Origin of the sequence: Nocardia sp. NPDC051570 (assembly GCF_044454005.1) — a bacterium.
GTDB lineage: Bacteria > Actinomycetota > Actinomycetes > Mycobacteriales > Mycobacteriaceae > Nocardia.
Genome location: NZ_JBITDI010000020.1, coordinates 60,319 through 73,631 on the forward strand (window position 1 = coordinate 60,319; position 13,313 = coordinate 73,631).

Sequence of the window (13,313 nt, forward strand, 5' to 3'; positions counted from 1 at the left end):
CCAAGGCAGCCAGCGCGGATCGGGCACTGCCGGGTTGTCTCCGGTCATCCGGTGACATCGAGAAGCTCAACCACCCCGCCGCCGGGCCGAAGGATTCGTCTGCGGCACTTCGTGATCACCTGCTTTTGGTTAATCGCGCGAGCGGGTCTCTGCGCTCGTGCCGACCCAACTCCACCAGAGTCCTTCGCTCGATGTGCACGGCCTGATGTCAGGTGACACGGTCACGGGCCGACGCGCAGCGGGCCCATTGTGCCGCCAGAGAACGGCCACCTCGGTGCCAGCACCGTTCGCGTGTTCCCGATGTCCCTATCCACCAGCGGGGACACGCTGTCATCGAGATCGGTGCCAGTGCTTACGGTGTCGCCTTCCGGTAGGCCGCGACGACATCGGCCGAGATCCGTCCGCGGGCGGACACTTTGTGCCCGTTCTTCCCGGCCCATTCCCGAATCGCCTGTGTCTCTTCCCGCTTCCCTGTGGGTCGGGCCGCGCTCTTGCCCTTGGGGATGCGGCCGACCTTGCGGGCGTTGTCAGTCCAGGGCTCGAACAATGCGCGTAGCTTGCCCGCATTCCTCATCGACAAGTCGATCTCGTATGTGGTGCCGTCGAGTCCGAATGTCATCGTCTCCCTGGCGATCGACGACCCATCGAAGTCGTCGATCAGCTCGACGACAACCTTTTCGCCATAGAATGGCCCCCCTTCAGTCGTGAAGATTCCGCAGCTATCGACAATAGTCAAAGCGTCTAGGGTGCGAAACGTGGGCCCACCATCAGCCAACCCTGGAACTTCGTGGGATCGGTGACGGCCACGCAGTAAGCGGCATTGGCCCCGCGCGCGTGGGGTATCGGGTTCTTGGCAGGTTTCGCCGGGGGAGAGAACGCCACGCCTTTCCCTGGCGACACCGACAACACCCACGTGCAGAAGACCCGATAGAAATGCGCCGGATCCGCAGGGCTTGGTCGTGTTGGACCCCCACCAGGCAGTCACCGCGCGGGCGCTGCGCCACCCCACCGTAGTCCTCGAACAGGCGCTGCGTGCGGGCCTGCCGATCTGAGCCCAGCTGCATCGCGCGGTGACGCCCCGACCTGCTGGACGGCACCGCTGGCGTCCCCAGCGCAGGGCTGCTGGCCGGGCGGACCGTGTCGTTGGCCGGACTGCCTACTGAGCGCACCGGCACCGAGGACGTCACCGACGCCTCCCCCGCTGCGCCTGGCCGAGCTGCTCGACGGGGTTTCGGTAGTAATCGCCGAAAACAACGGATATGGCGTAATCAATTGGCCGACAGGGTTTCTGGTCGTATCCTGCCGCAAGTTGCCGCTCTAGGGTAAAGCAACGAAAACCGTCTGGCGGCAGCCGCGTGGCGGTCATCAGCAGCAGTACCGGTTGCCGGACGCGACACCTACGACCAATAAGGCGCCAACCAGCCTACCGGATCGGCCGCACCGACGACCCGACATCCGTGAGTGCTTGAAGGGCACTGCGAATGTGCCAGCGAACCAACAACTTCGAAGAACTCGGCATGAAGGTGCAACGCGCACAGCGCCAGCTCGAACAGATCCGCGGCGTCGGCAAGGAGCGCAACAGGCGGGGCTGGCTGGAAAGCTGAGACGGCTCGGGGTGGAACCACGGCCGGTCGCCGCACGTCATAACCTATCGAGGTCGAGCCGAAGTCGAGACCGGGGAGAACTTGTCGATGCGATCAGCCGCCGCCATACGAGGAAAAGTAGCGCTGCCTGCTGTTTTGGCGGCCATGACTGTCGCAGGAACCTTGGCGGGATGCTCGTCGACCACGACCGGTACGCCGAACAGTCCGTCCTCCTCGGCCGGTTCAACGCCCAGTGGACTGAAGGACCCGCTCTACAACCCTTGCCAACAGCTGTCCGACGACGCCCTGCGAGGAACTCGTCTGAACCCCACCTCGAAGCAGGTGTCCGTCGACTCCGGCCAAGATGTGGACGCGTTCACGAAAAGTTGTATCTGGAACTCCACCGAGGGCCCCTACGGCGTTGGGGTGCAATCCCTTCGGACCACCATTGATCAAGTGCGCCAAAACCCCAAGTACACGGACTTCCGTGACGTGCAGGTCGGTCCTCGCAAGGGCTTGGTCCATCTCGACAACACCGCAGCCAATGGCAGCAAGCTCGACTGCTATGTGAGCCTGCCGTTCGCCCAAGGCACGATCGAGGTCATCATGTACTGGGATTACGGTCAAGAGGCGAAAGCACCGCAACTACCACCGTGCGATCTTGCCATCTCGCACGCAAAAGACCTCGAGCCGTATCTGCCCAAATGATCAAGTCGGTCTGCCCTAGTCCGGTAGGCCAGTGACTCAGGGGGTGCGATACCGCCGATGTCGATGAGGAGGGGAACCATGGCAGATCCCGTGAGCGCCGCATCGGGTCAACCGCAGTTTGATAGCCAGGTCGCGTACTGGCGCAACCTGAAGCAGCAAGCTGAGGGCGGCACCTTCCGGCTCGATCCCGACCTCGCCACCGAACTCCGCAACCACGCCGAGGAGATGCGCCAGAAGCTCGTGGAGTTGCAGAGACGAGCGCGCAACCTGTCGACTCTCAGCGGGTTCGGCGCACTACCATCGTCAACCACACTCCAGACCGCCTTCGAGCAGAAAGCCGACGGCGGCCCAGACTCACTCGTTGTTCAGTACGCGAGAGCGATCGAGATCGTCACGCTCATGCGCGACACCTACGAACTGTCGATACGGAAACTGACCGGCCAGGACTCCGCGGCGGCTGACGCGATCGGACAGGCCAGCGCTACGGCCGGTTCCGACAGCGCGGCCAGCTGATGGCAGTTACTGGTGTGACAGCCCAGCGGTTTGCTGGGCTGGATTCTGAGCGTAGTAGGCGGCCTCCACCTCGGCCGGTGGCATGTCCCCGCAGTGCTGGTAGAGGCGCCGGTGATTGAACCACCCCGCCATTGTCCTCGCGCGGTCGCTCGATCCGGGCGAAACCTGTTCGGCCCCATTTGTTTGTGCGGCGGTGCCTGCCGGAACGGGCGCAAGATCGGTGATGGTGTCGATGCCTGCTGAGACACTTGCGGTCATGCGGTACGAGGTTGCGCGGCCGTCTTCTCGCAAAGGACGCTCGGTGAGCGGTTATCACCGTTTCACCGTTAGCTTGAGCACCGATGATGGACAGTGCCCCACGGGGTTTCGAAGCGCTGGACGAGCGCATCGACTCGACGGCCGCCCGTTGCAGCGGACGGCCCTTGTCAGCGGTCAAGTAATTCCCCCAGGTGAGGGGTAGTTCCGTCACGGAATTGGCTCTGGCCCACTTTCGGTGACGGGCGTGTCGTTCCGATGATCGGGTGATCAACTCGAGTATCGACTCTGTGTGTGATTGGTGTTGGTGCGTCAGAATCGTTGCTGCGGTTGCTGTTTCCAGTTCTCGCGGATGTTCGGATCGAGAGTGTCGAGATGCGCAGTGGTGGGATACGCCTCCGGGCCAGCACCTGTTCGGAAGCGGTGAGGTGCCCGCGGTGCTCGACCCCGTCGCGGCGGGTCCACAGCCGTTACGACCGCACCGTTGCCGAGCGTGCGATCACAGGCCGGGAACTCTCGATCCGGCTGCGGGTGCGCCGGTTCCGCTGCATCGAATCACGCTGCGAACAAAAGATTTTCGCGGAACAGGTACCGGATCTCGCTGAGCGGTACCAGCGGCGCACCAACCCGCTGACGACCCTGTTGGGTCGGATCGGGCTGGCCCTGGGTGGTCGGGCGGGTGCGCGGATGACCGGTCACGTCGCGACTCGATCCTCGCGGTCGACGCTGCTACGGCTGGTCCGCAAGCTGCCGGTGCCCGAGCCGGGCGTGCTGCCGGTGATCGGGGTCGATGACTTCGCCACCCGCAAAGGCCACGTCTACGGCACCGTTATCATCGACATGGCCTCGCACCGGCCCGTGGACGTGCTCGAGGACCGGGAAGTGGCGACCTTCGCCGCCTGGCTGGAACAGCACCCGGAAGTCGAGGTGATCTGCCGCGATCGGGGCGGCGCCTATGCCGAGGCGGCCCGCCAAAGCGCAACCGGCGCAATCCAGGTCGCAGACAGGTGGCATCTGCTCCATAACCTGACCAAGGCGGTGGACTACGCGATCCGGCCGCACCGCCGCTGCCTGGCCGACCCGGTAGAGCAGCCCGTGGACCAGCGCAATCCGCTGCCGCCGACGCAGACGACCCATGCCCCGCAGGGACTTCGGGAGGAGAACACCCGCACCCGCCACCGCGAGGTCCATGCACTCGTCGAGCAGGGTGTCTCGATACGTGCGATCTCGACCAAGCTCAACCTCGATCGGAAAACCGTTCGTCGCTACGCGTGCGCGCAGACCGCCGACGCGCTGCTCACCGTGGACACCGGCCGTCGCAAGAAACTCGACGACCACGTTCCCTACCTGCTGCAACGCTGGGAACAGGGCTGCACGAACGCCGAGACGCTCTACACCGAACTCACCGGACGCGGCTACAAGGGCAGCGCCCGCTCGGTGCGGCGGCTACTCGAGACCTGGCGGGCCGCGACGTCACCGCAGGCCGCGATCGCTGCCGCCGTGCGCCCACCCAAACCCCGCGATATCGCCGCGACCATGATGCGGCCGATCGCCAAACGCAGTGACGACGAGAACGCCCAGCTCCAACGAATAGTGGACCGCTGCGACACCCTCAAACAGATCGACAGGCTCGTCTCCGACTTCGCCGGCATGGCCCGCGAACGCCACGGCCGCCACCTCGACACCTGGATCGCGACCGCAGCCGACAGCGGCATCGCACAACTGGAGGCATTCGCCGACGGCCTGACCAAGGACTACGACGCAGTCCGCAACGGGCTGTCCATGGACTGGAGCAGCGGACCGGTAGAAGGCAACGTGAACAGAATTAAGATGATCAAACGAATGATGTACGGCCGCGCCAACTTCGACCTCCTTCGCCGCAGGATCCTGCTCGCCGACTGACAGCGGAATCACCGAAAGTGGGACAGAGCCAATTACCTGACGGCCGACACCCTCGCATTCTCAGAACGATTCAGTCCACGACACCCACGGCCTACCCATGTCGATTCCGGCCCAAATACTGATCCTCGTGTTCAGGGCGAACGCTGACCCACCCTGTGACGAAACACGAGGTGCTGAACGTGGAGGATTGGGCGGAGATCCACAGGCTGCATCGAGCTGAGGGCATGCCGATCCGGGCTATCGCCCGGCATCCGCAGGTGTCGAAGAACACCGTGAGGAAGGCCCTGGCCTCGCACGAACCGCCGAAATACCAACGCGCGTCGAAGGGTTCGGCTGTCGATGCGTTCGAGCCGCAAAGGGGAGTCAAACCGTCAGCTTCTGAGAATGTTTATTCTCGGAAGTCACATCCTGACGCCGGGCCCGAAACTCGTCGACCGCGCAGCTCAACGCTCTGGCCGCGGCGAGCGGACAGCTCACTATTCCATGCTGCGGTGGCTATTTTCGGACAATCTCATCGAGGAAGAGGTCATCTGCTGTCGGGCGCGGTGGTCGGTGACCGGGCATCGGCCGGTAGGTTGCCTCTGCGACCGGCCGGCGGGTGGCGGTGTAAACGTCCAGCGCTGCGGCTATGGTGTCGGCCTGGCGCAGGGACCTGGCGAGAACGAGGGCATCCTCGATGGAGGATGTGGCGCCGCGTCCTGCTGCCGGTGAGACGGCGTGGGCGGCATCGCCGGTGAGCACTGTGTCCGTGCTGTTCCAGATCCCGCTGGGATCCAGTTCGTGGAGGGCGTACTGATCGCTGAGTTCGGACATGTCGACGACCGCAGCGGCGGGGGTCGCCCGAAGCGGGCGTAGCAATTGCGCGAGTTCGACCATGCCTGTCGGGGCATCGGCGTCGTGTCGGCTGAACCAGAACGATCCATCCCGATCATCGCCGACGTAACCGATGACGCCGTCGGGGTGGGTCCAGAAGTGCAGCACGTGCCGCGGCAGCCCGGGCACTGGCATCGGGTGGTGGCCATACCGGATGACCTGCCCAGCGAAGTTCAGTGGTGTCGAGTTTCCGAGCAGGCGCCTCGTCGTCGAGCGTGCGCCGTCGGCACCGACAACTAGATCGGCGCTCACCTCGCTTGCGGTTACAGCCAAGCCGAAGCGGCAGCCGATACCCACCTGATCGAGCCGATCGCGCAGCACCGACAGCAGGTCTCGACGCCAGACATGCGTACTCGACCAACGATGGCCAGGCTCATATCGGGAAAGTCTGTCCTTCTGCCCCGTAACTGTGTTCACCATACGGGCCTCGACGACCGGGAAACCCACAGCTCGGATCCGTTCACCAACTCCTATCTGATCGAGTGCCGTCATCGCTGACGGTCCTAGCGTCACCCACCCGCCTTCGGCGGCGGTGCGCACCGCCGCCTCGTAGACCTCCACGTCAGCACCAATTTTGGCCAACGCCAAGGCGGCGGTGGTTCCGGCGATCCCGCCGCCGATCACTGCCGCGTCGAGCCAAGCCGCCATAACCGAATTCTCCTTGGTGAATGAGCTCTATGAAGTCCCACGTGCTGAATCAAGGGGAGGGTACAGCGCGATGGTTGAGATATCGGCCTACTGCCTTGAGCAGCCGGCGGTCGCCATCGAAGGAACTGGCACGATCCGCGGGCGCTCGGACTGCTGTCCCGTAGAGCACGGGTCGTTCCTGGTTGGCTGCGGCGACCCGGAGGATTTCTGACGTATAGCCCGCAACGGTTGCGGCCCGACTGGGGTCTATCTGCGGGCTCAAAAGCATAAGAGCGTCACGGATGTCGACCATCATGGCCTGACGGCGTTCCAGAACAGATGCCAGGGGGCGCCGTGCATCGATACGGGGCGGGATCCGCGGAGGCAAGAACTGGGTGAGCGTGGCAGACGCCATTTTCCACAACCAGTGAAGTCTCACGATGTCGCGCACCGCAGCCAGGGCGGTCAGAAGATCGCGGACGCGCATGACAAACCCATACCACGATATGCCGATAATAAATAAGAACTGGCCGGTATAGATCTCCCAACGTCCCGCTACGACTAATGGACGGGGTGGACGGCTAGCGTTGGCGTAATAAAACAATTCTACTGTGAATGTTGCCTCGGCGACGAAGATCAGAGCCGCTCCAAGGGTAGCCGCCGCTATGCCGCGCGCCGCCGTGCCGGACAATAAACGCAAATATGCCACCGCATACCAGACGATAATCAGGTCGATCGGCAGCAAGAATACTTTCTCGGCGAAGAAGGCATTGACTGCTGCCGGATCGGAGAACCCGTGAGGCCTAGCCGATGGGCTAGCAGCGAAACTTAAGACCACAAGCAGCACTGTCGAGATCCCCATAGGGATCAGACTGACGGCAAGAACGCGTTTGACGACCTTCCCATGCTGCGATGCAAACACGAAGAAGGCGGCTGTCAAGTACTTGCACCAGAACAACACGATCTGGCCGATGAGCTCGTATCCCATGGGGTGGAGTAGCCACGTCGCGTGGGACTTCCGCGCATAGTCGCCGAATGCGAGACCGATAGCCTCGCAGGCAAAGGCGCCCACCACGGCCAGTAGAGCGGGGTCGGCATTGCGTCGGTACTGTTGCGCCTTCCAGATGGCCACGAACGAAAAGATCACAATAAGCACAGGATGTGGGATATAGATCATAGCCAGCCCATGCGTTCTCGTAGCGGAGCTGATACGTCGGCGAGGGGTAACAAAGGCCGGAGGTCCTTGGTTCGGTCCATGGCACGCCCCAACTGATAAGTCCAACGCCCCAGAAGGTTCGCGCAGAACTCGGCTTCCCACTCCATGTGGGCGGACATATCGAAATGGCATGTACCCGAGCGGCTATCATAATGCCCGGATATAATATGCCCGAGTTCGTGCGCTATACCATGGTCTTGATGCCAAGATGACGTAGCCTGCTGGTAGGTGATCGCATAGGCGTCGAACGGTGAGGTCAACTTGAGGGTGATCGCAAAGAAGCAGTCCACAGGCAGAAGCCTCTCCTGCAGAAGGATCAGTGTTCCGGTGAACTCAGAGTAACGCTCTATTAGCTGGCGGATACCGAGAGGCTGATGAACACCCATTCGCCGGACCAACGCGCGAACCTGGTCTTCCACGGCATGAACCTGGCTGGTGTTCGGTTTGAAGGCCTGGCGATCGACATCATCAATCCTGTGCGTCGCAGTCATGTCTCAGTGTCAGCTACCGTTCGAGTCGTCGGAGTGACGCCGGTACACCTCGTGGGACTGAAGGTCGCGAAGAATGTCACCAACGATGGACATGAACGTAGAGCGCCCAACCGCATTTAGGGTGCCGAGCTCGGAAAGACGAAACCCAACTGCCTCCACGCCGGAGTCGGCCAGTTCCTTGTGGAGCTTGGACTCTAGTCGAGCTTGGTCAGCGGCTGCGCCATCGAGGAATTCGCGAACGTCGACTCCCAACGCAAGTGAAATACCCTCGATGATCCTGAATCCTGGATTGCGCACGCGTCCAAGCCTGATGTGCGAGACCTGTGCAGGACTAACGGGGTAGCCGAGTTCGGTCGACCGCTCGGCAATGTCCTTGTTGCCATATACCCGAGAATCGCGTTGTTGCGCAGCCTCAATCAACTGGTTCAAGCGTCGACCGATCGGTCCGATCTCCTCATCATCCGACTCTGTCGCAGCCACAGACCCCTCCCGTCCACATGAGGATACAACAGCACCCGACTCTGTCCAGCAGTCCGGGTTCCCGCGCGGAGAGCGACCACATAGGGGTCCTACCGAACGGCTGCAGGGTTCTTCGGTGAATCCTCCGATCCTCCTGGCAATATGATCCTATCGCTCTACACTCTGATCTGAGCGCGCAAGAACTGCTGGCTTGACACCGACGTCGACGATCTGCCTGCTCTTACGTGCATTACGAGTGCATACCGGTCGCTCCCGGGTGCTGCGAAGCTACGGCTGACGGCATCGAGCACCCCGGAAGAAAGGTAAGGACTATGAAATGACTGGGTGACCATGCCACAGCCGCTGCGGTCTCCCAAGCAGGCTATCGAACATCCCGAGTCGCTCACCCGCCGCTGCGCTACGCAAGGCATCGCATCCTGCCGTCTAACGAGGGGTCGGCCGGATTCGACGGGCCCTTGCGGGGCCATGCGGCGAAGCACCCACTGCCAGAGGCAATCCGGTACGAGCGACAGCATATGGGATCTCCGAGCCCGGGCTTGGCGCGCTACGTTCGCGAAGGGGGCGAACGATGGTCGACAAGGGAGACACAACGGCATGCTGGACGCGCCCCCGAGCCGAGGCGGCACCGACCGAAAACGATTTCTACGCCCCGATCGGCGCGATCCTGCGGCGCTACCGAACGGCACTTTCGGGCCGACCGCACAAGCGTCCGCCGAGTGTTTGGGCCTGTCGGAATCGTCGACATCCACCTGGGACCGGATCGTCTGATATCGAGGCGATCCGGCAGGGTCGGTTCAGGGGAATCTCACAGTGGCTGGGATCGAATCCCTGTACGGGATTGCGATGACTGCCGCCCAGAATCGAGCCCCAGGTGAGCACCCGATACCAACGCCGCATTCGCTTCCCGGCGGCAGACTCACGCGCTCGGTGTTCGTGTTCTCGCCCGTCCGCCCCGGCTGCGTCTATCGACCTGAAAGCCGCGAACCGGTTCTCCCACACACAATTCCGGCATGTTGCTACCGAAACGAGGTGCTCAAACCACGCTGACTACCAGCGACGACTCCACACCTAACTGCATATCCGTCTGAGGCAACACCTGGGCAGGCAGCACGAACTCTCGGCAAAGAGTTCGTTGAACGAGGGAGCGTTTTCGCCGACGACCCTCAAATCGCTGAAGAAGTCGCCAGAAACGACTTCCGGGTGTTGCTGTGTCCGGAAAGGACTGCTTCCCATGAGCAGATCCGAGGGTACCGCATGCCCTCGAACCCTGTACAACCCCAGCGCATGTCAAACCGACCGAGCCCTCCTCGCATCGTCGGAAGTGCCCACACCCGCCGCGGCGACCGTCGCTGCCGCGTTTCAGCGATTCTGTGCCGCGCCGCGACCATCGACACTCGGCCCAGCATCGTGGCCGAGACCAATCCGCCGCGGCTACAGCACAACTGAGTCGGCACTCGCCGCGCAACAGCGCCGCAGACGTGTCCGGTTCGCCGATGCCGACACCGTCCGAGAGCGGCTACTGCGTGCGGCCGACGACCTACGCCTGACCGGAGCACGCCGCAACGTGCTGGCCGCAGTGCTGAGACTATTGTGTGGCTGGTCACGCATCAGCGACGACCGGGTCCGCATCCACCAGATCATCACCTTGTGCGGACCTCACCGGCACGGCCCGAAGACCGTCGGTCGCGTGCTGGCCGCCTTACAACGCGACGAATTCATCCTCTACACGCCCGCCCAAGGTCGGGGAACCTTCGCCACGATCGCGATCCACCCACGGTTCCTCGATGGCATCTGCGAGCTGGAACGCGACCAAGCCGGCCGCGTGATCACCTTTTCCCGCCCGTCTCCTTACTCTTCCAAGAGAAAACACCTCCCTACCCTCCGCTGGCGCTCCGGCGACGCACGGCCCGACTCGGTGACCGTCGATGCTGGTGAGGTGCGCGAGGTGCTGGCCAACGTCCCCGAGCCGTTCCGGTCGTTGCCGGCCCGTCTCCGGTGGTGCCTGGGCAAGGAAATCCGCACCTACCTGGCTCGCGGATGGCGGCCCGACCAACTACTCACGACGCTGCGGGCCGCACTACCCGAACAGGTCCGACGACCTCTGTTGTTGGCTCGATATCGGTTCCGACACAACCTGATCGGCGCCGGGCCCCGGCTGGCCCCGGCCCAGCGGGCCTGGGACCGGCGACACCGAGCCGAGGATCGTGCACGATACGATGCGCAGCAGCGCCGCCACGCAGCCGCCGTGTTCACCGCGACCACAGCCGCGATACGCGAGAAGCTGCTCACGGCTCTGCGCAACCGATTACACCTGAGCACTCCCTTACCGGATCACACCACGGCAGTGATCCACGCTGCCCGTCTCGCGCGACGCGCCTTTCCCGAAGCACCCCTGCGCGAGGCCGTCGACCGCTGGATCGCACAGTTCTATATGTTCCCGGCGCACGCCGACGTGCCCGAGAGCAACAAGCCCTTCACAGCAGCCGAGCCCGATCGTTGTGTCGCATGCGGAGCGAACGGTACACCGCGGCAAGAGCTTCCGCTGCGATCGATCGTGTGTGACCGATGCTGGTCCCGAGAGGGAATGTGACACGGATCCATGCAGGGTCGGAGGCCGTTCGATCGCCCAGCCGACGTAAACCACAATCCCGGTATGTCCGTTTCATCGGAGCTAGGATCCCATCGCCCGGCAAATACCGAGACTACCTATACGCACCCGAATACGAACCGAGGCAATGACTGCTCCACACTATCGATCGCCCAATTCCAACCAGGGTGCACGCCTGGACCGGTACGACCGCTGTGTCGCCCGCAGTTTGCAACGGCTACGGCAGACCTGCGGGCTGACCGTGGCCGAGCTTGCCGAACACATCGGATACGAACAAGAGTGGCTGAACAACGTCGAATCCGGTAGTCATTCGCCCACGATCAGACAGCTGCACGACCTGACTGTCCTCTACGACGTCGACGGGCGCGAGTTCCTCGAACGAACATGGGCCGAAACCATCGGCAGGGGGTGACGTCTGCGTGCAACCCTGCCGGGCATGCGAGTCGCTCTTCTCCCGTCGATTGCAACGAAAAGGGCCCGGCGCGAAGGGGATTGGCGCCGGGACCTTTCCTCCGACAGGTCCTCCCATCGGCCCCTCGGATGCTACGCCCCCGAACACGATCCACAGAGGAGGTCCTCCGATGGGAGTGAGCCGAGACGAGCGCCGGACCGAGCTGGCACGGCTGACCAAGAAACAGCTGATCGCGAAGTCCCGCATCGGTATTCGGCGACCCGATGGGCAGATCGTCGAGCTACTGGACACGGAAGGGTGGACCAAGGACGAACTGATCGCTCGAATGCTGGACATTCAGTTCCCCCGGCCCTGACCTCCGGGCGGCGTCCCACTCTCGCGACGGCGGTGCGGCGCCGCCCGAGCGTAGGCCACAGCTCGTCGATCGGCACCATGATCGAACATGCACGGCTCTCGCCCCCGGGGAGCGGCCGACCTCACCGACAACGGCTTGGATCTCAAGGGTTGAGGCGTTAGATGGTGCCGGCTGGGTTGCTACATGTTCGTGGTCGGTGCGGAGAGAGCGGCATCGTTCTGGCCGCGGTTTCCATCAGGACCGCAGCGGTGCAGAGCGCTCCGGTGAGCACGGCCCCGGCGACCGCCCGCCGGTGGTGGCGATCAGCCCGCCGGCAAAGGCACCGAACCAGATCGACCGATTTGTCGCGGAATACTTGCTGAACCAGTACGCCTGTCCGGTGATTTTGTTGAGTTTTGTGCTTCCAGGGCATGTCCTATCAGGCAGATTTGCTGGACACGTAAAAAGTTTGCTGGATGGACGCGCAAACCGGTCGCGGCGCGGTTGCCGAGGCGAGTATTGGGTGAGATGTCATAGACCCCACCCCGGTTCAGTGCTTTCCGACTAAAACCGGCCAGCCGTCCAGCTCACACGTTTTGCGAGGTGTGGGGTATCCGTAGGCGCGGATACCCCACCGTGATGGGTCACGTCCAGTCCAACGTTGCCCGTCCTCGTGCCGCGGCCCGACTGCTCGGTGAGGCGACAGCTGTAAGGATGCTGCCTTTCCCGCTTCACGGCCAGACCTCAATTTGTCAAGAAACGGTAACGGTTCCCGTTCCCGGCCACGGAAACGGCAATCTGGATTTTCCTGGAATGTCGTGACATTGATCAGCGTTGTTCTGGCCCTTTGTTCAGAGCGCTCCTGACAAAGGGCACAATTTATGGAACAGGGGCCCGGGAAAGATGCGCACAATTCTCTGGCAGCGACCCTATTTCCACCGGCGTGAATACAGGGCACTATGGGTTGCCGTGTGGCTGCGGAAGCTCGCCGGGGTAGGCGCCCCGGATCCGCCGCGACATGACCGTCCAGTCCATAAAGTCCCAATAGTCAGATAGCGGGTGATTTACGTGGGGTCCCGTGTGTCCTCGTGGAGGAACTGCCTGCCCGGATGGTGGTTCGCCGGCTACGTCCTCGTGTTCGTCATGTTCATCGTGGTGGAGGGTGTGCTGATCGCCCGCGACTTGTCGCCGATGGTCGCGGTCTCCGTCCCGGTCAGCGCCAGCGCCGCGGCGATCGCGGCCCTGCGCTGGCTGTGCACCATCGGGACAGCGATCCAGCCCAGATCCGCCGCGTCACCGCAGCATTCCTGA

14 protein-coding genes and 1 pseudogene are annotated in these 13,313 nt (G+C 63.0%); 9 read left to right on the forward strand and 6 right to left on the reverse strand.

The annotated features are described in order from the left end of the window. Window positions 1-352 precede the first annotated feature (352 nt). Window positions 353-736, reverse strand: a complete 384-nt coding sequence (locus ACIA76_RS36165; RefSeq protein WP_397158702.1) for an Lsr2 family protein — start codon at window positions 734-736, stop codon at window positions 353-355. 745 nt (window positions 737-1,481) lie between these two features. On the opposite strand from ACIA76_RS36165, the gene ACIA76_RS36170 reads away from it, so the two are divergent. From ACIA76_RS36170 to ACIA76_RS36180, 3 genes are all read left to right on the forward strand, one after another. Further along, on the forward strand, window positions 1,482-1,604 hold the full coding sequence (locus tag ACIA76_RS36170; protein ID WP_397158704.1) for a hypothetical protein: 123 nt from the start codon (window positions 1,482-1,484) through the stop codon (window positions 1,602-1,604). Window positions 1,605-1,691: 87 nt separating this feature from the next. Further along, window positions 1,692-2,291: a DUF3558 domain-containing protein gene (locus tag ACIA76_RS36175; protein ID WP_397158706.1), complete on the forward strand. Its 600-nt coding sequence runs from the start codon at window positions 1,692-1,694 to the stop codon at window positions 2,289-2,291. Window positions 2,292-2,369: 78 nt separating this feature from the next. Beyond that, complete coding sequence (locus tag ACIA76_RS36180; protein ID WP_397158708.1) at window positions 2,370-2,804, forward strand: hypothetical protein; 435 nt, start codon at window positions 2,370-2,372, stop codon at window positions 2,802-2,804. A gap of 6 nt (window positions 2,805-2,810) precedes the next feature. Here ACIA76_RS36180 and ACIA76_RS36185 read toward each other — a convergent pair whose 3' ends face one another. Beyond that, a complete protein-coding gene (locus ACIA76_RS36185) occupies window positions 2,811-3,062 on the reverse strand; it encodes a hypothetical protein (RefSeq protein WP_397158890.1) in 252 nt (83 codons plus the stop codon). A gap of 372 nt (window positions 3,063-3,434) precedes the next feature. Here ACIA76_RS36185 and ACIA76_RS36190 point away from each other — a divergent pair, with 372 nt between their 5' ends. Further along, window positions 3,435-4,961, forward strand: coding sequence for an ISL3 family transposase (locus tag ACIA76_RS36190; protein WP_397158709.1), 1,527 nt, complete (start codon window positions 3,435-3,437; stop codon window positions 4,959-4,961). 170 nt (window positions 4,962-5,131) lie between these two features. After that, window positions 5,132-5,317, forward strand: a pseudogene (locus ACIA76_RS36195) (helix-turn-helix domain-containing protein); the annotation flags it as partial. 139 nt (window positions 5,318-5,456) lie between these two features. Here the strand turns inward: ACIA76_RS36195 and ACIA76_RS36200 are convergent. The 4 genes from ACIA76_RS36200 to ACIA76_RS36215 form a co-directional block, all read right to left on the reverse strand. Further along, entirely contained in the window at window positions 5,457-6,458 is a 1,002-nt protein-coding gene (locus ACIA76_RS36200; protein WP_397158711.1) for an FAD-dependent monooxygenase, read from the reverse strand. Window positions 6,459-6,531: 73 nt separating this feature from the next. Further along, window positions 6,532-7,617, reverse strand: a complete 1,086-nt coding sequence (locus tag ACIA76_RS36205) for a hypothetical protein (protein WP_397158713.1) — start codon at window positions 7,615-7,617, stop codon at window positions 6,532-6,534. Window positions 7,618-7,634: 17 nt separating this feature from the next. Then, window positions 7,635-8,168, reverse strand: a complete 534-nt coding sequence (locus ACIA76_RS36210; protein WP_397158715.1) for a hypothetical protein — start codon at window positions 8,166-8,168, stop codon at window positions 7,635-7,637. A gap of 9 nt (window positions 8,169-8,177) precedes the next feature. Then, entirely contained in the window at window positions 8,178-8,648 is a 471-nt protein-coding gene (locus ACIA76_RS36215) for a hypothetical protein (protein WP_397158717.1), read from the reverse strand. Between the two features lie 1,321 nt (window positions 8,649-9,969). Here ACIA76_RS36215 and ACIA76_RS36220 point away from each other — a divergent pair. The 4 genes from ACIA76_RS36220 to ACIA76_RS36235 all read left to right on the forward strand — a co-directional run bounded on the left by ACIA76_RS36220 (window position 9,970) and on the right by ACIA76_RS36235 (window position 13,313). Next, a complete protein-coding gene (locus tag ACIA76_RS36220; RefSeq protein WP_397158718.1) occupies window positions 9,970-11,238 on the forward strand; it encodes a hypothetical protein in 1,269 nt (422 codons plus the stop codon). A 145-nt stretch (window positions 11,239-11,383) separates the two neighbouring features. Then, a complete protein-coding gene (locus ACIA76_RS36225) occupies window positions 11,384-11,668 on the forward strand; it encodes a helix-turn-helix domain-containing protein (protein ID WP_397158720.1) in 285 nt (94 codons plus the stop codon). Between the two features lie 169 nt (window positions 11,669-11,837). Next, on the forward strand, window positions 11,838-12,023 hold the full coding sequence (locus tag ACIA76_RS36230) for a hypothetical protein (protein ID WP_397158722.1): 186 nt from the start codon (window positions 11,838-11,840) through the stop codon (window positions 12,021-12,023). A 1,047-nt stretch (window positions 12,024-13,070) separates the two neighbouring features. Next, complete coding sequence (locus ACIA76_RS36235) at window positions 13,071-13,313, forward strand: hypothetical protein (RefSeq protein WP_397158724.1); 243 nt, start codon at window positions 13,071-13,073, stop codon at window positions 13,311-13,313.